General features: G+C 62.5%; 18 protein-coding genes and 2 pseudogenes. 5 read left to right on the top strand and 15 right to left on the bottom strand.

Going from position 1 to position 19,569, the window contains the following annotated elements; genetic code table 11:
• Positions 1–201 precede the first annotated feature (201 nt).
• The 3 genes from omp10 to HT585_RS22130 form a co-directional block, all read right to left on the bottom strand.
• A complete protein-coding gene (gene omp10 / locus HT585_RS22140) occupies positions 202–570 on the bottom strand; it encodes an outer membrane lipoprotein Omp10 (RefSeq protein ID WP_176354966.1) in 369 nt (122 codons plus the stop codon).
• A 171-nt stretch (positions 571–741) separates the two neighbouring features.
• Positions 742–2,193: a homospermidine synthase gene (locus HT585_RS22135; protein ID WP_176354965.1), complete on the bottom strand. Its 1,452-nt coding sequence runs from the start codon at positions 2,191–2,193 to the stop codon at positions 742–744.
• A 143-nt stretch (positions 2,194–2,336) separates the two neighbouring features.
• On the bottom strand, positions 2,337–3,215 hold the full coding sequence (locus HT585_RS22130) for a heme-dependent oxidative N-demethylase family protein (protein WP_425513773.1): 879 nt from the start codon (positions 3,213–3,215) through the stop codon (positions 2,337–2,339).
• A gap of 162 nt (positions 3,216–3,377) precedes the next feature.
• Here HT585_RS22130 and HT585_RS22125 point away from each other — a divergent pair, with 162 nt between their 5' ends.
• Complete coding sequence (locus tag HT585_RS22125) at positions 3,378–4,328, top strand: diguanylate cyclase domain-containing protein (protein ID WP_176354963.1); 951 nt, start codon at positions 3,378–3,380, stop codon at positions 4,326–4,328.
• Here HT585_RS22125 and HT585_RS22120 read toward each other — a convergent pair.
• The 3 genes from HT585_RS22120 to HT585_RS22110 are packed head-to-tail and all read right to left on the bottom strand — an operon-like array spanning position 4,293 to position 7,993.
• A complete protein-coding gene (locus HT585_RS22120) occupies positions 4,293–4,919 on the bottom strand; it encodes an aminotransferase class IV family protein (protein WP_176354962.1) in 627 nt (208 codons plus the stop codon). The two genes, HT585_RS22125 and HT585_RS22120, sit on opposite strands and share 36 nt — an antisense overlap.
• Positions 4,916–6,073, bottom strand: coding sequence for an aminodeoxychorismate synthase component I (locus HT585_RS22115; protein ID WP_176354961.1), 1,158 nt, complete (start codon positions 6,071–6,073; stop codon positions 4,916–4,918). Before HT585_RS22115 ends, HT585_RS22120 begins: the two co-directional genes overlap by 4 nt.
• Before the next feature lie 60 nt (positions 6,074–6,133).
• Positions 6,134–7,993, bottom strand: coding sequence for a M3 family oligoendopeptidase (locus tag HT585_RS22110; RefSeq protein WP_176354960.1), 1,860 nt, complete (start codon positions 7,991–7,993; stop codon positions 6,134–6,136).
• A gap of 135 nt (positions 7,994–8,128) precedes the next feature.
• Here HT585_RS22110 and HT585_RS22105 point away from each other — a divergent pair.
• Together HT585_RS22105 and HT585_RS22100 are read left to right on the top strand one after the other, a co-directional pair.
• Positions 8,129–9,722, top strand: a pseudogene (locus tag HT585_RS22105) (sigma-54-dependent transcriptional regulator).
• A 180-nt stretch (positions 9,723–9,902) separates the two neighbouring features.
• Entirely contained in the window at positions 9,903–11,771 is a 1,869-nt protein-coding gene (locus tag HT585_RS22100) for a peptidoglycan L,D-endopeptidase MepK (RefSeq protein ID WP_176354958.1), read from the top strand.
• Positions 11,772–11,848: 77 nt separating this feature from the next.
• Here the strand turns inward: HT585_RS22100 and HT585_RS22095 are convergent, their stop codons facing one another.
• The 3 genes from HT585_RS22095 to HT585_RS22085 form a co-directional block, all read right to left on the bottom strand.
• The gene (locus tag HT585_RS22095; RefSeq protein ID WP_176354957.1) at positions 11,849–12,112 is read right to left on the bottom strand and encodes a DUF2312 domain-containing protein; all 264 of its coding nucleotides are present in this window, start codon (positions 12,110–12,112) and stop codon (positions 11,849–11,851) included.
• Positions 12,113–12,235: 123 nt separating this feature from the next.
• A complete protein-coding gene (locus HT585_RS22090) occupies positions 12,236–12,541 on the bottom strand; it encodes a DUF1244 domain-containing protein (RefSeq protein ID WP_176354956.1) in 306 nt (101 codons plus the stop codon).
• A gap of 18 nt (positions 12,542–12,559) precedes the next feature.
• Positions 12,560–13,354 (bottom strand): N-formylglutamate amidohydrolase, encoded by a 795-nt coding sequence (locus HT585_RS22085; RefSeq protein WP_176355125.1) that lies wholly within the window; start codon positions 13,352–13,354, stop codon positions 12,560–12,562.
• Between the two features lie 287 nt (positions 13,355–13,641).
• Between HT585_RS22085 and HT585_RS22080 the strand changes: the two are divergent.
• Together HT585_RS22080 and pyk are read left to right on the top strand one after the other, a co-directional pair.
• Positions 13,642–14,022: pseudogene (locus HT585_RS22080) on the top strand (DUF1036 domain-containing protein); the annotation flags it as partial.
• Complete coding sequence (pyk, locus tag HT585_RS22075; RefSeq protein WP_176354954.1) at positions 14,022–15,461, top strand: pyruvate kinase; 1,440 nt, start codon at positions 14,022–14,024, stop codon at positions 15,459–15,461. The pseudogene HT585_RS22080 and the gene pyk, both read left to right, overlap by 1 nt.
• A gap of 2 nt (positions 15,462–15,463) precedes the next feature.
• On the opposite strand, the gene HT585_RS22070 is transcribed toward pyk, so the two are convergent.
• The 6 genes from HT585_RS22070 to purE all read right to left on the bottom strand — a co-directional run bounded on the left by HT585_RS22070 (position 15,464) and on the right by purE (position 19,548).
• Positions 15,464–16,474, bottom strand: coding sequence for an alpha/beta fold hydrolase (locus HT585_RS22070; protein ID WP_176354953.1), 1,011 nt, complete (start codon positions 16,472–16,474; stop codon positions 15,464–15,466).
• Between the two features lie 80 nt (positions 16,475–16,554).
• Positions 16,555–16,860: a hypothetical protein gene (locus HT585_RS22065; protein WP_176354952.1), complete on the bottom strand. Its 306-nt coding sequence runs from the start codon at positions 16,858–16,860 to the stop codon at positions 16,555–16,557.
• A gap of 179 nt (positions 16,861–17,039) precedes the next feature.
• The gene (locus tag HT585_RS22060; RefSeq protein ID WP_176354951.1) at positions 17,040–17,654 is read right to left on the bottom strand and encodes a tetratricopeptide repeat protein; all 615 of its coding nucleotides are present in this window, start codon (positions 17,652–17,654) and stop codon (positions 17,040–17,042) included.
• An 81-nt stretch (positions 17,655–17,735) separates the two neighbouring features.
• Positions 17,736–17,861 carry a type B 50S ribosomal protein L36 gene (ykgO, locus tag HT585_RS22055; RefSeq protein WP_053249625.1) on the bottom strand — a complete coding sequence of 42 codons (126 nt, stop codon included), beginning with the start codon at positions 17,859–17,861 and terminating at the stop codon, positions 17,736–17,738.
• A 176-nt stretch (positions 17,862–18,037) separates the two neighbouring features.
• On the bottom strand, positions 18,038–19,087 hold the full coding sequence (locus tag HT585_RS22050) for a 5-(carboxyamino)imidazole ribonucleotide synthase (RefSeq protein ID WP_176354950.1): 1,050 nt from the start codon (positions 19,085–19,087) through the stop codon (positions 18,038–18,040).
• Entirely contained in the window at positions 19,084–19,548 is a 465-nt protein-coding gene (purE, locus tag HT585_RS22045) for a 5-(carboxyamino)imidazole ribonucleotide mutase (RefSeq protein ID WP_038576471.1), read from the bottom strand. Before purE ends, HT585_RS22050 begins: the two co-directional genes overlap by 4 nt.
• Positions 19,549–19,569 lie beyond the last annotated feature (21 nt).

Raw genomic sequence — 19,569 nt, 5'->3', positions numbered from 1 at the left:
GGCCGATCGCAGGTCCGGGTTACGGATCTGGTCCCCACAGCCGGGGTGGCTTTGCCGGGGCGGATGGTTTCATCACTTCGGGGCGAGTTCAAGCGCTAAAGCCATCCTCCGGTTGCCGGATCTGTAACTAGGGTTAAGTCATACAATAGCAACAAAAAAAGCCCCCTTGCGGAGGCTTTGATTTGTGTACCGAAGACAGTCTCAGCCGCGTCGCGCCAGCGAGAACTGGGCGCCGGCATCGGTGGTGCAGTTGAGCTGGCTCTGGGTCACCAGCGCGCAATTGACCTTGGATTGGGTGTTGCGCACCAGCGAGGTCATGTTGATCTCGACAAGCGTCGGGCTGAGCTTCACGTAGTTGCCGGAAGCCAGCAACTGGTTGCTGTCGGTGGTGCGGGTCGAGAAGGTGCCGCCTGCAAAGGTCGACACGATGCCGTTCGGATCCGTCCATGAGCCTTCGACACCCGCTGCCTGGCGAGCGGGCGGTGCCCCTCCAACTTCCCGGGGCGACGACTGGCAGGATGCCAGGGCCGCGGCGGTCGCGAGAAGGGTCAGAATTGCGAATGGCTTCATTGGCGATTTCCCTCGCTTGGTGCCGAGCGTCCGTTTCATTTCGCCGAACCATGCCGCGATCAAGAGTTGAAAGCAAGAGCGCTCGGGCCGACGTGCCGGGCTTTTCCCATATGGACAAAAAAAGCCCGGGGCGAAAATGCCCCGGGCCGTATGCTTCGTAATGTCAGCGGTTTAGCGAACGAGGATGTTCTTGAACTGCCAGGGATCCTTGGTGTCGATGTCTTCCGGGAACAGGCCCGGGCGACCGTCGAGCGGGGTCCAATCGGTGTAGTGGCCTTCGACCGGGCCGAGATAGGGCAGCTGCACTTCGAGGCAGCGCTTGTAGTCCATCTCGTCGGCCTCGACGATGCCGGCCTTCGGGTTTTCGATCGCCCAGACCATGCCGGCAAGCACGGCAGAGGTGACCTGCAGGCCGGTGGCGTTCTGGTAGGGCGCGATGCGGCGCGTCTCTTCCAGAGACAGGCGCGAACCGAACCAATAGGCGTTCTTGTCGTGGCCGTAGAGCAGGACGCCCAGTTCGTCGACACCTTCAACGAGTTCCTTCTCGTCGAGAACGTGATGGACCGGCTGCGCATTGCCGCCGTTGCCGAACATTTCGTGCAGCGACAGCACGGCGTCGTTGGCCGGATGGTAGGCGTAGTGGCAGGTCGGGCGATAGGTGACTTCACCGTCCTTGTCGCGGACGGTGAAGAAGTCCGCGATCGAGATCGACTCGTTGTGGGTGACGAGGAAGCCGTACTGCGGACCGGGGGTCGGGCACCAGCTGCGAACGCGGGTGTTTGCGCCCGGCTGCTCCAGATAGATGGCTGCCTTGCAGCCCTTCTTGTGCTTCTTGGCGTTCTTCGGCATCCAGTTCTCGTGGGTGCCCCAGCCGAGTTCCGCCGGCTGCAGACCTTCGGAGATGAAGCCTTCGACCGACCAGGTGTTCCAAAAGACGTTGAGCGGCTTCGGCTTCTTGGTCAGCTGGGTGTCGCGCTCGGCAATGTGCACGCCCTTGACGCCAACCTTCTTCATCAGCTTCGCCCAGCCTTCGCGGTCGTCCTGATGCGGCTCGTCGAACTTCACGCCAAGATCGTTGGCGAGGTTCAGGAGGCCCTGCTTGACGAACCACGAGACCATGCCCGGGTTGGCGCCGCAGGTCGAAACGGCCGTGGTGCCGCCCGGGTTCTTTTCCTTTTCCTTGCGCAGCGTTTCGCGCAGGGCGTAGTTGGTGCGCGAGGCATTGTCCATTTCGGCATCGAAGTAGAAGCCGAGCCATGGCTCGACGACCGTGTCGATGTAGAGAACGTCGAGCTTGCGGCACATCTTGATCAGGTCGACCGAACCGGTGTCGACCGACAGGTTGACGCAGAAGCCCTGGCCTTCGCCTTCGGTCAGAAGCGGCTTCAGCAGTTCCTTATAGTTGTCCTTCGTCACATGCGCGCGAACGTGGCGCACGCCGTGGCGTTCGAAGATCTCGTTGTCGGCGGCATCCTCACGCGGCTCGATCACGATCAACCGGTTCTTGTCGTATTTGAAGTGGCGCTCGATCAACGGCAAGGTGCCGCGGCCGATCGAACCGAAGCCGATCATGACGATCGGGCCGGTGATCTCGCCGTAAACCGGATAGGTGGTGTCTGCCATTTTGGTCTTACTCCTGAGGAAACTTTCCCTGAGACGGTGTTGAAAGTGTCTGAAAATGAGGCTCGCGCCGTGTGATAGGCCCTAGAGCACAGTTTGCTGTCACAATAAAGGGCCGGCGGGTCAACGCTGACCTGCGATATTGTTTAACCAGCGATGGAAATCAGCGCCGAAATCAGGGCGTCGCGCTTGCTGACGAGGCCCTTGTAGGCGGCCTGCGGCAGGTCGAGCGCGCGCAGTTGCTCGACGAAGGAAAGAGCCAGAGTGGCGGCATCTTCTCTGTGTCGCAACATGGCCAGGGGATCGGAATAGATGCGGATGGTGAAGACGATTGCACCGGTCTCGGGCAGTTTGCGCAACGTCTGGCGTTCGATGCGGATGAACGCGCTTTCTTCGGTCAGGTCGATGGCGGTTGCCGCGAGGCTTTCGGATTTCGACTTGGGCAGATGCAGGGAACCGTCGACATTGACAGCCCAGTTGAAGCGCTCGACGAAACGGCCGGGGGGCAGGTTGTCGAACATGCGGGCGATGAGTTCGGCATTGCGCGTGCCGTCGCCGAAGCCGGGAACCGGGGCATGGATCTCATCCATCGTGCGCCCGAACTTTTCCGCCAGCGACCAGGATGACGGGAAGGCGATATATGCGGCGCCAAGGCGCCAGCCGCGATCGCCGCGCTGCATGATCGCGAGATCGTCCTGAATGAGCGAGCCGGCAATCACCAGCGCGTCGTCGCCCAACAGGTCCGCACGTCGCCCGCCGACTGTCATGGTATCCCCGTCTTGACGGTAGATGTCGGGATATCGCGTCGGCAGATAGTCGCAAAGGATCTGTAGCAGCTCGCGTTGCGCGTCCTGCGTCCCTTGTTCTGCAACGAAAACGGCGTCGCGCGACCGCGCGAGCAACTGGGCCTTCTGGTCGAGATAGTGCTGTAGCAGATCGTCCGGCTCGATCCAGCGATCGGGATCAAGTTGGGTGAGGCCGATGGTAAAGGGCTTGGAGGAGCCGTCGTAGGGCGTGTGTCTCATGCGGGATGACCGGATCATTCTCGCGATTTAACCATAATCCCTTTCGTTTCGCATGGGCCGAAGCTTGTCACAAGCACTTCGTGCTATAGCTTTCATACAATCATCCGCTACGCGCCATGATTGTTGTTTCCTTGCCAGACCTGGAGGCGTTGCAGACTGAACGTGACCGGCGACCACATCAAGACTCTCATGGGCCTGCAGGCCCAAACGCCCGTGCTGATGGCTCTCTACGATCAGCACGACCGGCTGCAATTTGCCAACGAGGCTTTTCGCACCGCCTATTTCGTCGACGCGGAGGAGACGCCGACCTGGGCCGACATCATGCGGCGCAACCACGCGGCCGGTCGGGGCACGGTTCTTTCGACCAACGACGTCGAAGGCTGGATCGCTTCGACGATCCATCGGCGCGGTAAAGTTCCGTTTCGTGCGATGGAGACCGACCTGCATGACGGCCGCTGGCTGTGGATGACGGAGACCGTCGATGCCAGGGGATACATGCTGTGCGTCGCGGTCGACATCACCACCGTTCGCGTCGAGGAGCGCGCCCTGCGCCAGGACCGCGATTTTGCGTTGCGCGCCTCGCAGGTCGACGAACTGACCAATGTCCCCAACCGGCGCCACACCATGGGGCGGCTCGGCGAGTTCATCGCCAACTGCGCCCAGAACCCGCATATGTGGGGCTGCGTCGCCATCATCGACATCGACTATTTCAAGGCGATCAACGACCGCTACGGCCACCACCAGGGCGATGAGGTGCTGCTCGATTTTGCCCGCCAGATGCAGGAATTCGTGCGCCGCTCCGATTGTTTCGGCCGCATCGGCGGCGAGGAGTTCATGCTGATCCTGCCCGACACCACGATCAGCGAAGGCAACATGATCCTCGACCGGCTGCTCGACAAGGTGCGCAGTGCCAGGCCGCTCGCGAGCATTCCGGAGTTCTACTACACCTGTTCGGTGGGGTTGGCCGAATACCGGGAAGGCGACGGCGTCAAGGACATCTATGCCCGCGCCGACGAGGCGCTTTACCTCGCCAAGCGCGACGGGCGTGATCGGGTGAAGCGCTACACCTTGCCGGGTTCAGACCCCGAGCTTCGCCCGGATCAGGCCCCGTAGCGAATTGCCGACATAGAGCTGGCCGCGTGCCAGATCGTCTGGTGACAGGCGGGCGACGCGCGCTCGCCTCTGGCAGATGAGTTCCGTTCTCAGCACGCCGGCCAGGAGCCCGCAGGCGATCGGCGGTGTTTTCAGTGTGCCGCTGCCGTCGTCGAGGAAGATCGTTGTGATCGTCCCCTCGCAGACCTCGCCCTTCTCGTTCAGAAGGAGAACTTCTTCGACCTCCGTTGCCGGATACTCGGCGCGCGCCGTCTCGTAGATGCCGCGCCGCGTCGTCTTGACCCGCAGGAGCTTGTCTTCGGAGGAGAGCCGAGTGTCGGCAAGACGCACACGCCAGACTGCGTCTGCGGCAAGAGGCGTGAAAGCTGCCGTGGTCACGGCGATGGCACCCTGTCGGTCGAGCGTCAGCCTTATGCGCAGGGGAACAGTCGCGTCCTCAACGGCCTTCTGCAGCTCTGCCTGTGCCTGGTTGACACCGGAAAAACCCAGTCTGCGTGCCGACCGTTTCAGCCGGGCCAGATGCAGCCTCAAACGCACGAAGCCGGCATCGGGCTCGTAGCGCAGGGTCTCGATCAGCGAGAAATCCGTCATCGGGCAATCTCGGCATCGCCGATGGCGAAGCGCGCCTTGAGCAGGCATTCGTCATATTCGGACTGGGCGCCGGAATCAAAGACGATGCCACCGCCGACATTGAAGACGGCCTCGCCGTCGGCAAACAGCGAGATGGTGCGGATGGCGACGCTGAAGCGCATGATGCCGTTCGGCGCGATGAAGCCGATCGCACCGCAATAGGCGTCGCGCGGGCCGTCTTCCAGATCGTGCAGGATCTCCATCGCCCGCATCTTCGGCGCGCCGGTGATCGAGCCGCAGGGGAAGAGTGCTGCGAAAATATCGGTGATGCCGACATCGGGCCGCAGCCTGGCCCTGACATGGCTGACCATCTGATGAACGGTCGGATAGGTCTCGATGTCGAAGAGTTTCGGCACGTCGAGTGTTCCGACCTCGGTGATGCGGGAGATGTCGTTGCGCAGGAGGTCGACGATCATGCGGTTCTCGGCCTGCGTCTTCTCGTCAGTGCGCATGGCGGCAATGATCTCGGCATCCTCTTCAGCCGAGGCGCCGCGTTTTGCCGTGCCCTTCATCGGATGCGTCTCGATCCATCTGTCGGCATCGACCCGGAAGAAAAGCTCGGGCGAGCGTGAAACGAGGATCGGGCCATCGAGCGCTACGAGGGCGCCGTACTTGACCGGTTGCCGTTCGATCAGCGACCAGAAGGCAGCGCGCGGGTCGCCCGACCAGCGGGCGCGGATCGGCATGGTCAGGTTCGCCTGGTAACAATCGCCCTGGCGCAAGTGCTGGTGCAGACGGTCGAACCGCTGGCGGTAGGTGGAAAAATCCCAGGCGGCACGCGGTCCGGAAAGAAAAGGCTCGTTCTCGATCCGTCGTTGCGGCAAACCGAGCGGATGGTCGTCACTCGGCGCGTCGAAGATGCCGAAGGACATCAACGGCGTCTCGCGACCCTCCTCGGCGAAGGGGGTGAGCTTCTCCTCGAAGAGATGGCCGGCCTCATAGGCCATGAAGCCGGCGATCCATTTTCCGGCTTCATGAGCGCGTTCGAGCTCGGCGAGGCCGCGGCGGAATTCGGCTTTGGTGCGCGCCGTGACGATGCGCTCCGGATCAGCGAAGACCGTGGTCCGGTTTTCGCTGTCGTCCCGGAAAAGCACATAGGGTGCATTTTCGTTCATCGATGCCGCTTCGCACTTTTCCTTGAAAGTCTCTGGAGCGCGGGCGAGGCCCGCGCCGGATCACGCCTTATCAAGCGCCTCGAGTTCGTCGATCAGCCCTTCGATCATCGACAGACCCTGTGCCCAGAACGACGGATCGGTCGCGTCGAGGCCAAAGGGAGCCAGCAACTCGGAATGGTGCTTGGTGCCGCCGGCCTTCAGAAGCTCGAAATACTTCGCCTGAAAGCCCTTTTCGGCGTTCTGGTAGACGGCATAGAGCGAGTTCACCAGGCAATCGCCGAAGGCGTAGGCATAGACGTAGAACGGCGAGTGGATGAAGTGCGGGATATAGGCCCAGTAGGTCTCATAGCCCTCGGAAATCCGGATTGCCGGACCGAGGCTCTCCGCCTGTACCGAGAGCCACAGATTGCCGATATCCTCGGCGGTCAGTTCGCCTTCCTTGCGCGCGGTGTGCAGCTTGCGCTCGAATTCGTAGAAAGCGATCTGGCGCACGACCGTGTTGATCATGTCCTCGACCTTTTGGGCGAGCATGGCCTTGCGCTCGCGCTTATCCTTGGTCTGGTCGAGCAGCGCGCGGAAGGTCAGCATTTCACCGAACACCGATGCGGTTTCGGCCAGGGTCAGTGGCGTCGAAGCCATCAATGCGCCCTGTTCGCCGGCGAGCACCTGATGCACGCCGTGGCCGAGTTCGTGGGCGAGCGTCATCACGTCGCGCGGCTTGCCCATATAGTTGACGAGTACGTAAGGGTGCGCTGACGGAACGGTCGGGTGAGCGAAGGCGCCAGGCGCCTTGCCGGGCCGAACCGGTGCATCGATCCAGCGGTCGTCGAAGAAGCGGCGGGCGATTGCGGCCATCTCCGGGTCGAAAGCATGGTAGGCCGAAAGCACCGTGTCCTTTGCCTCGTTCCAGGAGATCAGCGCGTTCGGCGTTTCGGGCAGCGGCGCGTTGCGATCCCAGAACTCCATCTGTTCCATGCCGAGCCACTTTGCCTTCATCGCGTAGTAGCGATGCGAGAGGCGCGGATAGGCTGTCTTCACCGCTTCTGCGAGCGCATCGACGACCTCGCGCTCGACGCGGTTGGCGAGATGCCGGCTGTCGGCGATATCCTCGAAGCCGCGCCAGCGATCGGAGATTTCCTTGTCCTTGGCGAGCGTGTTGGTGATCAGCGTGAAGGTGCGGATATTGGCCCTGAAGGTTTCGGCGAGCGCCATCGCTGCCTTCCTGCGCACTTCCGTCGAAGGATCCTGCAGCAGGTTCAGGGCCATTTCGAGTGGCATCTTCTCGTCGTCGACGGTGAAGGTTAGTGCCGCCATGGTCTCGTCGAACAGGCGGTTGAAGGCGGCAGGCCCGGTCATCGATTTTTCGAGGAACAGTTGCTCGAGCTTGTCGTCGAGCTGATAGGGCTTGTCCTTGCGCAGGTCGAGAAGCCAAGGCTTGTAGTGCGCGGCCAGGCTGTCATTGGCAAGCGCTGCATCGATCACGGCATCGTCGATGCGGTTGAGCTCGAGCGAGAAGAACAGGAGATGCGCCGACATGTCGGTCAGCTTCGACTGCACGTCGCCATAGAGTTTGCCGTTTTCCGGCTTGGACGTGTCGGAGAAATAGGTGAGGCCGGCAAAGGACGCGATGCGTCCCATGATGTCTTCCAGCGCCTCGAATTCCTTGACGGCGGCGCCGATGCCGTCGTTGCCGGTCTTTGTCGCAGCGGTGGCAAGCTTGCCTTTCCATCTGGCCTCGAACGCAATCGAATCCGCTTCGGCCTTTTTCATATCCGAGCGGAAGGCGTCCGAAGTTGCGGACGGATAGAGATCCTCCAGCCGCCAGGAGGGCAGCTCGCCGAGCTCGGCCACGGCACCCTTGGCAGGGTCGGCAGCAGCGCGCACGACGGTTTTCTCGAGGGCGAAGGTGCGGAAGGTCATCGTCGGATTTCTCTCGTTCGTGGCAGGAAGAGGCAAGCGATACGGGTCCCATTGCTATCGCCGGCGATGGATAAAATGCAAGCATTTCTCAAAAGATGATGTTCAGCCCTTTATGGCACAGATGCCTGACGTGATTTGGCACATGACGTTGGCCAAAAGTACCGCGTGTCCAAAGCAGGAGGCTTCCGTGACATCACACATTCTTGTCATCGATGACGATCCGGTGCAGCGCCGGTTGCTGACGAACATGATCGAGCGTCTCGGTCATGTCGCGCATCTCGCCGACAATGGCCGCAGCGGCCTGGAATTGCTCGAGCGCAAGGGCGGCATCATCAACGTCATCCTTCTCGATTTGCTGATGCCCGAAATGAACGGCCACGGCTTTCTCGATGCGCTGGCGGAACGGGGCGTCGATACGCCCGTGATCGTTCAGACCGGGCAAGGCGGCATCGAAACCGTCGTTCATGCGATGCAGGCCGGTGCCTTCGACTTCCTGGTCAAGCCGGTTTCGCCGGAGCGGCTGTCGGTGGCGCTCGGCAATGCGCTGAAGATGGCGAGCCGCGACGGCAAGGTCAAAACCTCGCGCCGCCCGCGCGGCGGCGCCGTCGGCTTCGATGACGTCGTGTCGGCAAGCCCCGCGATGATCCGGGTGATCGATCTTGCCCGACGGGCTGCACAGTCCAACATTCCGATCGTGCTCGAAGGCGAATCCGGTGTCGGCAAGGAAATGGTGGCGCGGGCGATCCAGGCGGCCAGCGACCGTTCGGGCAAGCCGTTCATCACCGTCAACTGTGGCGCGATCCCGCACAATCTGGTCGAGAGCATTCTCTTTGGCCATGAGAAGGGCGCCTTTACCGGTGCCTCCGAAAAGCACAGCGGCAAATTCGTCGATGCCGATGGCGGCACGCTGTTCCTCGACGAGATCGGCGACCTGCCGCTCGAAGTCCAGGTGAAGCTTTTGCGTGCGGTCCAGCAGGGGGAGATCGAGACGATCGGCGCGCGCCATCCGCATCGGGTGAACGTCCGTCTGATCTCGGCCACCAACAAGGACCTCATCAACGAGGTGCGCGAGGGCCGGTTCCGCGAGGATCTCTATTACCGCCTCAACGTCTTCCCGATCACCATTCCGGCGCTGCGCCGGCGCAAGGAGGACATCCCGGTTCTTGTGCGCTCGTTTGTCGATCGGTTCGCATCCGAGCAGAGGCTCAGCATGCCGCTCACCGTTTCGAGCGGTGCGATGGCGCTGCTCACCGCCTATGACTGGCCGGGTAACATCCGCCAGCTGGAGAACGCAATCTTCCGCGCGGTCGTTCTGGCCGAAGGCGGCGAGCTGACCGTCAAGGACTTCCCGCAGATCGCCACGCAGATCCCCGGCTACGTCGTCTCCGACCGCTCCGGCTTTTCCTGGGGCGATGCCGGGCCTGAGCGCCCCGTCGCCGTCGACCCGGCTGCAAGCGTCTACCCCGATTATGCCAGGGCGGCGAAATCGATGGAGGCCGATACATCTCATGACGGCCGCATGGAGAACGCAATTGCCAGCGTCGACGAGGGCGGAGACGTGCGCAAGCTTGCCGAAGTGGAGGAGGAACTGATTCGTTTTGCGCTGAAATTCTACCGGGGTCAGATGAGCCAGGTGGCCCGGAAACTCGGCATCGGCCGGTCGACGCTCTACCGAAAGCTCAAGGATTACGGCATCGACCCCGACAATCCCCTGCGCGAGGCGGCATAAAATCGACGCATTCACGATTCATTAGCCGTGCGATTGCATCACCGCCGTTTAGACCTTGTTAGTGAAGTATTCACTATATTATAAGGGGCGGTGACGACTGTGGCATATATGCCATGCTGTCACCTTATTTGACAGTCATCTGAGACAGCGAAGCACGGTTGTCCGTCGGACGGGGATTGAATGCCAAATTTGTTCGGTTTTAAGAAGCCTCTCGGCTCCTTAGCTAGCAGACTCTGCTCGGCGATGACCCGTAAGGTGCCGCAGGTTCTGACATCCATCGCCCTCGCGGTATCGCTGGTCACGCCTGGCATGGCGCCTCCCGTCGAGGCTGCCGGCCAGACGCGCACGCTCAAGCTCTATTTCATCCATACGCAGGAAAAGGCGCAGATCACCTTCAAGCGCAACGGTCGCTACGACCCGAAGGGCCTGCAGCAGATCAACCGGTTCCTGCGCGACTGGCGTCGCAACGAGCCGACAAAGATGGATCCGCGCCTGCTCGACCTCGTGTGGGAAGTCTATACCAAGAGCGGCTCGCGCGATTACATCCACGTTGTTTCGGCCTATCGTTCGCCGGCCACCAACGGCATGCTGCGTTCGCGCTCCAAGGGAGTTGCCAAGAAGAGCCAGCACATGCTCGGCAAGGCGATGGACTTCTACATCCCCGACGTGAAGCTGAAGACGGTGCGTGAAATCGGCATGAAGTTCCAGGTCGGTGGCGTTGGCTACTATCCGACTTCGGGCTCTCCGTTCGTACACATGGATGTCGGCGGCGTTCGCGCCTGGCCGCGCATGACCCGCAACGAACTCGCCCGTCTCTTCCCCGACGGCAAGACCATGCACGTTCCTTCCGACGGCAAACCGTTGCCGGGCTACAACCAGGCCGTTGCCGACTACAAGCGTCGCGTCGGCGCTTCGGCGATCGAGGTTGCCGGTGGCGGCGCCAAGGCGGGCGATGCCGAGAGCGGCAAGCGCCGCGGCAACCTGTTCGCGATGCTCTTTGGCGCTGGCGGCGACGAGGATGAAGAACCCACGGCAATCGCAGCCGGTCCGGGCTCCGACGACGAAGGTGGCGAAGCGCCGGCCAAGGTGCAGACGGCTTCGGCCCCCGCCGCTCAGGAAGCGTTGCCCGGCGTCGCCGGTTCTGTTGCCGTCGAGCAGCAGCCGACGGTTGCCGCCGATCAGAACATCAATGCGCCGGTTCCAGCCGTTCGTCCCGCCTTCAAGAATCCTTCGGATGGTGGCGTAGCGGTGGCACTGGTGGCGCCGCAGAAGAACGCCGCGCAGGACGCGCTGGCTGCTGCCCTGCCTGAGACGCCGGAAATGCCGAGCGAATTTGCCGACCTGGGCTCGGTCAAGGTGCCGGTTCCGCAGATGCTCGATCGTGGTGGTGTGAACGCCGCTGCCGGCGAAACGCTTGTCGCCTCGGTCGATCCGCTGGCGACCGACATGCAGGCGCTCGGCTTCGTGCCGGTGCCGGCCATGCGCCCGGCTGGCGATGCGGCCCTTGCGGCCGTCGCAGACGCCAAGGTTGCGGTCCCGGCCTTTGCGGAGCGTCCGGTTCTGGCTTCCGCCGAGCCGCCGCGTGATACCGCGGCCGAGGCATCGGCACGTGTCGCCCTTGCTGCACCGACATCGGCCGAGCGCGAGCCCGTGCGGCAGCCGGTAGAAATGGCAGCCTATGCGCCGCAGGCCTCGACCAATGGTCGTGCCAATGCCTTTGATGGCGCCTTCGATACCCAGGCGGGAGCCCCGGCAAAGAGTGGCCGCCCGAAAAAGCAAGATGCCGATGCGGCGACCCGCTCGTCGGTTCGCACCGAGCCGAAGCTGACTCAGAAGATCATCTCCGAATGGGCGCTCTCGGCCGGTCGCGTCGCGACGCTTTCCAAGCCGGTGAAGGCACCGCGCTTCGTCTCGAAGACGTTGCGCACCGCCCCGACGACAGTCTACGCAGCAGGCTTCAACAGCACTGCCGGAACAACGGTCGATACGGCCCGCTTCAGCGGCAACGCCGTCAACTTCATGGAAGTGAAGAAGTTCAGCACCAACTGAGCTTCCCGCAACCGAGACCCAACAAAAAAACCCGCCGGCGAAACCGGCGGGTTTTTTGTTGAAGATCGCGGAAGAACTTATTCTTCTTCGGCCGCCGGGATCATGCCGAGCGCCTGCAGGTAGGTGTCGAGGATCGCTTCCTGCTCCATGCGCTCGTCGGCGTCCTGCTTGCGGATGGAGATGACCTTGCGCAAGATCTTGGCATCGAAGCCGGTGGACTTGGCTTCGCCGTAGACGTCCTTGATGTCGTCGGCGATGGTCTTCTTTTCTTCTTCCAGGCGCTCAATCCGTTCGATGAAAGCGCGGAGCTGGTCGCGTGCGACGCCGTGTGCATCTGACATGGTCTTCTCCTTTTGCGGGGAATGAAATTCTTGGGTGCCGTGACGTGCCGCGAACGGCGGCCAAGGTCAAGGGCCATTGCGCAACAACGCCGGCATTTCCGTGGCGACCCCCGCCGCGGGGCCCTATTCCTTGGGGCGGTTGACCTCGAAGGCGGCTTTCTGTTCACTCGATGCCTCCCTTTGGTTCAGCGCCCGCCACTCCTCATAGGGCATGCCGTAGACGATTTCGCGGGATTGCTCCTTGTCGAGTGCGACGCCTGCTTCGTTGGCCGCGTCCCGATACCAATTGGACAGACAGTTGCGGCAGAACCCGGCCAGATTCATCAGGTCGATGTTCTGCACGTCGCTACGCTCGCGCAGATGCTGGACGAGACGCCGGAAGGCGGCGGCCTCGAAGGCAGTCTGTTGGTCCGGGGTGAGTTCGGTCATGGGCGTATGTTCCTGGTCTCAGATGTCGTAGGCGCCGGTGCGTGACGGATGCCGCTCGTAGCGATGCAGGTCGGGGCGGGTGTTGAGGGCGGCAAGGATCGGGGCGAGCCGATCGGCCCACGCGGCAACGCCAGCCGCGTCGGAAATCAGATCCTGCCTAACCTCGATCAGCGCGTGGGGAATGCCCGGCGCCATGCAGTGGCGGAACATCGTATCCCCGCGCAGCGCGCCGTCATAGGGTTCGTTGTTGCCGACGATGATGTCACCCGGTGCCTCGAGTTTTTGGATCAGTGGACCGACAGCACGCGGGTCGTTGTCCCAGAGTACGGCGGCATGCCAGGGGCGGGAAACGCCTTTCCAGGCGGGCGTGAAGGAATGGATGGAAATGACCAGCGGCGCACCACCCGAGGCAATCGCACTGCGCTGCAAGGTTTCGGCGACCGCACGGTGATAGGGACGATGGAAACGGTTCAGACGGTTGTCCCATTCCTCGCGCGTGATCGGATGGTTTCCGGGAATGATGGCGCCGTCGGAGATTTTCATGATCAGTGTCGGGTCGTCCTCGCCGCGGTTGGGGTCGATCAAGAGCCGCGAAAAACACCCGAGAACCGCCGGAGCGTCGAGCATGGCCGAAAGCCGGCGGACCAGATGTTCGACGCCGATATCGTAGGCGATATGCCGCTGAAATGCCGCTTCCGGCAGGCCGAGGCTGCCGTATTCTTCCGGCAGGCGGTTCATGGCGTGATCGGCGAGAAGCACCAGACCGGTTGTGGGTTTGGCTTCGATAATCTCATAGGGCGAATAGGACTGCATGCCGTTCCAGTCTGCTTTCGGGAGTTGTGCTTTTGATTGCATGCGTTGGCGACATTCACAAGAAAAACGCAACTGTTTTGCGCAATCTGCACCCAATTAGCGCGATGTAATCGATTAGAGTTACGTTGACTTTCCGGGCTGGTCGTCGCAAGAAAGGCCACGCAAATCAAAACGGAGTTCCATTGGAAACCGTGTCCAGATATCCATTTTCCAAAGCGAAGTCGGGGCTGTCGACATTGTGGGCAATGCTCCTGTTTTCCCTGGCGATTTCAGGCTCATTTCTTTTTGCCGGCGAGGCCCGCGCCGATTTTCGCGTCTGCAACGGCACGCAAAATCTGGTCGGCGTGGCAATCGGTTACCGCGCCAAGGAAGGCTGGGTAACGGAGGGGTGGTGGCAGGTTCCCGCGACCACCTGCGCGACCCTGATCGAGGGCGAACTCCAATCGCGATACTATTATCTCTACGCTGAAGACGCGGCCCGTGGTGGCCGCTGGACCGGCGACGTCAACATGTGCGTCGACGAAAACGAATTCAAGATCCCGGGCGTGCAGGACTGCTATGCCCGTGGCTTCCAGCGGATGGGATTCAAGGAATATGACACGGGGCGGCAAGGGAGCTGGATGGTTCAGCTCTCCGATACGCCCGGCACGCAGGAAAGCCAGAATTGATGAAGCGGAACAGAAAAGTCAAAATCCTCGCCACGCTCGGACCGGCGTCTTCCGACGAGCAGATGATCCAGAAGCTGCACGAGGCAGGGGCTGATCTGTTCCGCATCAACATGAGCCATGCAAGCCACGACGTGATGCGCACGCTGGTGCAGCGCATCCGCGCCGTCGAAGCGCGGTGTGGCCGCCCGATTGGCATTCTCGGCGACCTGCAGGGCCCGAAGCTGCGGGTCGGCAAGTTTGCCGACGGCAAGGTCGAGCTCAAGGTCGGCCAGACCTTCACTCTCGACAATAAGGACGAGCCCGGCGACAGCACCCGCGTTTTCCTGCCGCATCCGGAGATCCTCGAAGCGGTCAAGCCGGGCCATCGCCTGCTGATCGACGACGGCAAGCTTCATCTGCGCGCCGAAAAGACCGATGGCAAGAGCATTGTCACGACGGTTGTTGCCGGCACGAAAATTTCCGACCGCAAGGGTGTCAGCCTGCCCGACACGCTCCTGGCCGTCGGCGTTCTGACCGACAAGGACCGCTCCGACCTTGATGCGCTTCTGGCCACCGGCGAGTTCGACTGGGTGGCGCTGTCCTTCGTCCAGCGTCCCGAGGACCTGGCCGAAGTGCGCAAGATCGCGCGCGGCCGCGTCGGCCTGATGTCCAAGATCGAAAAGCCGCAGGCGCTCGAGCGCATCGACGAAATCATCGAGCTCTCCGACGCGCTGATGGTGGCGCGCGGCGACCTCGGCGTCGAAATGCCGCTCGAATCCGTGCCCGGCCTGCAAAAGCAGCTGACGCGTGCATGTCGCCGCGCCGGCAAGCCGGTGGTCGTCGCCACGCAGATGCTGGAATCGATGATCTCTGCGCCGGTGCCGACGCGCGCCGAAGTCTCCGACGTTGCGACCGCTGTTTTCGAAGGCGCAGACGCCATCATGCTGTCGGCAGAATCCGCTTCCGGCGAGTATCCGGTGGAAGCCGTCTCGACCATGGCCTCGATCGCCAGCAACGTCGAGCGCGACCCGCACTATTCCAGCATCATCTACGCGCAGCGCACGCCGCCTGAGGCAACCGGTGCCGACGCGATTTCGCTGGCGGCCCACCAGATCGCCGAGACGCTCCGGCTGTCGGCGATCGTCTGCTACACCTCGTCCGGCACGACGGGCCTTCGCGCCGCCCGCGAGCGGCCGCAGGTGCCGATCATCGCGCTTTCGCCGATCGTGCAGACCGCCCGCCGTCTTTCGGTGGTCTGGGGCCTGCACTGCGTCGTCACCGAGGATGCGACCGATCTCGACGACATGGTCAACCGCGCCTGCCGCATCGTTGCTCACGAAGGTTTCGGCAAGCCCGGCGAGCGCGTCATCATCTCGGCCGGTGTGCCGCTCGGTACGCCCGGCGCCACCAACATGCTGCGCATCGCCTATATCGGCTCGGATGGCATGAGCGGTATCTGAGGCTAGCGCAACTCTTTGGGCTGCACGATAAGGCGGGCTTCGGCCCGCCTTGTTATTTTGTCGAGGTCGATCGATCTTCCGGAGAGTTTTTCCACGGCGGCAACGACGACATCGGTCACGACGTAGTCGGGCTTGTGGCCGAGGTTGCCGATCCACAGCAGTTCAGATCCGACAATGTCGCGCGCCAGCCCGCGCGAATGGACGTCGGCCAGCACGATGTCGTCACTGTCGCCGCTGACGATGATCGTCGGTGCGGCTATCTCCCGATATCGCGGCGCGATCTCGCTGACATAGGCATGAAGATTGGCGACATCGACGGCGTTGTTGCGAAAAGCCAGTGGCCGCAGCACCAGGTGCGGGGCCGTCTTGTCTATGTAGTCGGCAGGCCGGGGATTGGGATAGAAGACGGAACGCGTGCCGCTGTCGATCCGCCTGAGGCCGATCGGCGCGGCGAGCGTGTGGGCGAACAGCCAACCGACATAGGGCAGGGCCGTCAGCCGATAATACCAGTCGACGCCGCCCGGCCAAGGATGGGTCGCCGGCGCCAGCAAGACGAGGCCAGCCGTCTTTTCCGGATGGCGAAGGGCGAAGCTTGCGGCAATCGCCCCGCCGAAGGAGTGGCCGACGATGATCGCCTGGGCCATGCCTCTTTTCTCCATCAATTTTGCAATCGCATCTGCCTGGCCGTCGGGCCGGTCATTCTTCCGTCCGCCACGCTCGGAGTAGCCGTGGCCCGGCCGATCGACGAACAGCATTTCCGCGCGCCCCTCGAAGGCGGATGCAAAGGCATGCATCTGGTCAAGAAGGTTGCCGCTGGCGCCGTGGATGAAGACGAGCGGCGCAAGGTCTGCCGTTGGCGTTGCCGGCAAATGGACGCTGTTCATGCGGAAGCCGCCGACGTCGATCAGCTGACCCGTGTTCGGGAACCGCGCGCTGATGCCTCGTGCACTGTGCAGGCTAAAGGCAATGCCTGCGAGCATGAGGGCGGCGATGAGCAGGGCGGCTAGAATCATTGTCTCGGTGGATCCTCTTACTCGGCAGTGTCAAAGGTCCAACTGGCGGATGCCGATCTACCAAAGCTCATGCCAAGCCATCATGGCCAGATTTCGTCGCCGGCGCGCTCACGCGCCCGAACGAACTCCGGCAGGGCCGTGTCGCGGTCGCCTTTGCTATAGCGGCGGTCGTGCCGGCTGATGACGACCACAGGAGGCGCACCGAATTGGTCGGCGGTAACATCGACGATGAGGTTTCCGCATTCGACCCAGGCATGGCTTTGCCAGTTTGTATCGCTGAGGAAGACGAAATCACCCGGTTCCGGGCCTTCATGAGACAATCGCGGCGTGCCGCTTTGCCACGAGGCATCCAACCCTTCGACGGCCAGCACGCGGGCCAGAAACAAGCTTGTGCGCCCGCATGACCATTGCGATGGTGTGATGGCGCATCGCCATGCGGGCGCTGTGCCATTCCAGCCAGATCGGCTCCATGAACCGACGCGCAGCCATGGCAGGGGTGCGGATCGTGGCCATTTCCGTAGAAGGTATCATCGCGGGGCAGCGCCTGCTTCGGCATCCGGACGGTCTACGTCTTGCTGCCCGCGAGCTTTTCGGTCAGCTCACCCAGCCGCTCCTGCGCCTTGCGGTCGGCTGGATAGATCGCCAGGAACTGCTCCCAGGCCCTCAGCGCCAGCTCGTCCTTGCCGGCGGCGCCAAGGATGGAGGCCATACCGGCGAGCGCGCCGAAGTGGCGAGGTTCCAGCGACAGGACGTGATTGATATCCGACATCGACTTGCGATAGTTGCCCATGGTGTAGTGCAGCGTCGCGCGGCGGTTCCAGCCTTCGACATAGCTCGGCGCCAGCGTGATGACCTGATCGAGAATATCGAGGGCTGCCGCCTGCTTGTCGTCGGTGATCGACTTGTCGGCCCACTGCATCAGCAGATTGACGGTGGCGCTACCGGAATCCTGCCATTCCATTTGGATCTGGTTGGCGACTTCGCGCGCCTTGTCGGCGTCCCGTTCCTTTTTCAGGTCGGAAAACAGGCCGTCCAGCCGTTGCTTGGGACTGGTGAGGCTCGCGGCCTCGGTTTGCGGCGCTGCCTCTGCGGCGAAAGCCAGGGTGCCGGCTCCAGTCGAGGCGGCGAGAAGGGCGGAGCACGCCAGAATCAAGGGTACAAAAACTCGCATGGCGAGCATGTTAGCTCGCCACGGAATAGTTTCAAAATCAATTCTGGGACATCGCCGAAGCGAGGTGCCAAACAGAAACCAGTCTGGGCCTCAGCCCTGACGTGCCTTGAAGCGCGGGTTCTGCTTGTTGATGATGTACATCCGGCCCTTGCGACGAACCAGACGGTTTTCGCGGTGACGGGTCTTCAGCGACTTGAGCGAATTCTTGATCTTCATTTTCCTGATCCGCAGGTTTCGGGGAAACAAAATTCGCCCGGTATTTCTAACAATCAAAAGCGCGCCATGCAGCGCGCTCCGTAAGGTGGGATGGCAAATACCGTGTCACCCCAGTTGTGTCAACCGCAAGACGCCGGATTTTGGCAGCTTGCCCCGCATTTCTGTGGCTTTGAGGCTCACGTCAGGCGGGTGATGTGACCCATCTTGCGGCCCGGTCGCGCTTCCGTCTTGCCGTAGAGATGGACGAAGACGTTGTCCTTGGCAAGCCATGCCGGCACGTCGTCGATGTCGTCGCCGATCAGGTTCTGCATCACGCAGTCGGAGTGGCGGACAGGATTGCCGAGCGGCAGGCCGGCGACGGCGCGAATGTGCTGCTCGAATTGCGAAACGATGCAGGCTGCTTCCGTCCAGTGGCCGGAATTGTGCACGCGCGGCGCCATCTCATTGGCAACGAGACTGCCATCGGCAAGCACGAAGAACTCAACGCCGATGACGCCGACATAACCGAGCGCATCGAGGATCGCCTTGGCCGCAACACGCGCAGCTTCCGCGGTCGCCGCGCCGATGGCGGCGGGCACGGTGGAGGTGTGAAGAATGCCGTTGCGGTGAACGTTTTCTGCCGGATCATAACAGCCGACCGCACCATCAACGGAGCGGGCTGCGATAATGGAGATTTCCCGTTCGAACGGCACGAAGCTTTCGAGGATCAGCGGCACGGAGCCGAGTGCTGCGAAGGCGCCTTGCGGGCTGTCCTGCCCGGAGCGGAACACGCGCTGGCCCTTGCCGTCATAGCCGAGGCGGCAGGTCTTCAAGACACCGGAGCCGCCAAAGTCGGCAAGCGCTGCCTCGAGGTCGGCCTGGCTGTCGACGGCGTGGAAGCGGGCGGTGACGATGCCGCTGTCGTTGAGGAAGCGCTTTTCCACCAGACGATCCTGGGCGGCTTCCAGCGCCTTGGGCGGTGGGAACACCGGCCGGGCGCGCGCAAGTCGCTCGGCGGCCGCGACCGGCACGTTTTCGAATTCATAGGTGATGATATCGCAGGCGGCCGCCAGGGCGTCGAGCGCCTTCTCGTCATCATAGGCGGCAACGATCTGGTCGTTGGCGACCTGCGCTGCCGGGCAGTCGGGCTGCGGCTCGAGAATGATGGTGCGAAAGTTCAGCCGTGCAGCAGACATGGCCAGCATGCGGCCGAGCTGGCCGCCGCCAATGATGCCGATGGTGGTCATGCGTCGTCTACCGGATATTCCGCAACGGCAACGGTCTGCTGCTCGCGCCAGTCATCGAGGCGGTCGGCCAGGTCGTTGTCGCTGAGCGCCAGAACGGCTGCGGCCAGCAGTGCTGCGTTGACGGCGCCAGCGCGTCCGATCGCCAGCGTTCCGACAGGGATGCCGGCCGGCATCTGCACGATGGAGAGAAGGCTGTCCTGGCCGGAGAGCGCCTTCGACTGCACGGGCACGCCGAAGACCGGCAGTGGCGTCATCGAGGCGCACATGCCAGGCAGATGGGCAGCGCCGCCGGCGCCGGCGATGATGACCTTGAAGCCTTCGTCGCGCGCACCTTTGGCGAAACTGACGAGCCGGTCAGGCGTGCGGTGTGCAGAGACGATGCGGGCTTCATAGGCAATGTCGAGCGCGTCGAGCGTATCGGCGGCGTTCTTCATCGTCTCCCAGTCGGACTGGCTTCCCATGATGATGGCGACGGGTGGGGT

It is taken from the genome of Ensifer oleiphilus (assembly GCF_013371465.1).
GTDB lineage: Bacteria > Pseudomonadota > Alphaproteobacteria > Rhizobiales > Rhizobiaceae > Ensifer > Ensifer oleiphilus.
Note: the sequence above shows the minus strand (reverse complement) of the source record. Positions and strands in the feature narration are given on the sequence as shown.

Excerpts from the sequence above, each read along its gene's own strand:
- HT585_RS22070 (WP_176354953.1), bottom strand. The coding sequence starts at position 16,474 with ATGATTCTAGCCGCCCTGCTCATCGCCGCCCTCATGCTCGCAGGCATT.
- HT585_RS22050 (WP_176354950.1), bottom strand. The coding sequence starts at position 19,087 with ATGACCACCATCGGCATCATTGGCGGCGGCCAGCTCGGCCGCATGCTG.
- HT585_RS22100 (WP_176354958.1), top strand. The coding sequence starts at position 9,903 with ATGCCAAATTTGTTCGGTTTTAAGAAGCCTCTCGGCTCCTTAGCTAGC.
- HT585_RS22110 (WP_176354960.1), bottom strand. The coding sequence starts at position 7,993 with ATGACCTTCCGCACCTTCGCCCTCGAGAAAACCGTCGTGCGCGCTGCT.
- HT585_RS22115 (WP_176354961.1), bottom strand. The coding sequence starts at position 6,073 with ATGAACGAAAATGCACCCTATGTGCTTTTCCGGGACGACAGCGAAAAC.
- HT585_RS22090 (WP_176354956.1), bottom strand. The coding sequence starts at position 12,541 with ATGACCGAACTCACCCCGGACCAACAGACTGCCTTCGAGGCCGCCGCC.
- HT585_RS22130 (WP_425513773.1), bottom strand. The coding sequence starts at position 3,215 with ATGAGACACACGCCCTACGACGGCTCCTCCAAGCCCTTTACCATCGGC.
- ykgO (WP_053249625.1), bottom strand. The coding sequence starts at position 17,861 with ATGAAGATCAAGAATTCGCTCAAGTCGCTGAAGACCCGTCACCGCGAA.
- pyk (WP_176354954.1), top strand. The coding sequence starts at position 14,022 with ATGAAGCGGAACAGAAAAGTCAAAATCCTCGCCACGCTCGGACCGGCG.
- purE (WP_038576471.1), bottom strand. The coding sequence starts at position 19,548 with ATGGGAAGCCAGTCCGACTGGGAGACGATGAAGAACGCCGCCGATACG.
- HT585_RS22085 (WP_176355125.1), bottom strand. The coding sequence starts at position 13,354 with ATGCAGTCCTATTCGCCCTATGAGATTATCGAAGCCAAACCCACAACC.
- omp10 (WP_176354966.1), bottom strand. The coding sequence starts at position 570 with ATGAAGCCATTCGCAATTCTGACCCTTCTCGCGACCGCCGCGGCCCTG.
- HT585_RS22095 (WP_176354957.1), bottom strand. The coding sequence starts at position 12,112 with ATGTCAGATGCACACGGCGTCGCACGCGACCAGCTCCGCGCTTTCATC.
- HT585_RS22060 (WP_176354951.1), bottom strand. The coding sequence starts at position 17,654 with ATGCTCGCCATGCGAGTTTTTGTACCCTTGATTCTGGCGTGCTCCGCC.
- HT585_RS22135 (WP_176354965.1), bottom strand. The coding sequence starts at position 2,193 with ATGGCAGACACCACCTATCCGGTTTACGGCGAGATCACCGGCCCGATC.
- HT585_RS22120 (WP_176354962.1), bottom strand. The coding sequence starts at position 4,919 with ATGACGGATTTCTCGCTGATCGAGACCCTGCGCTACGAGCCCGATGCC.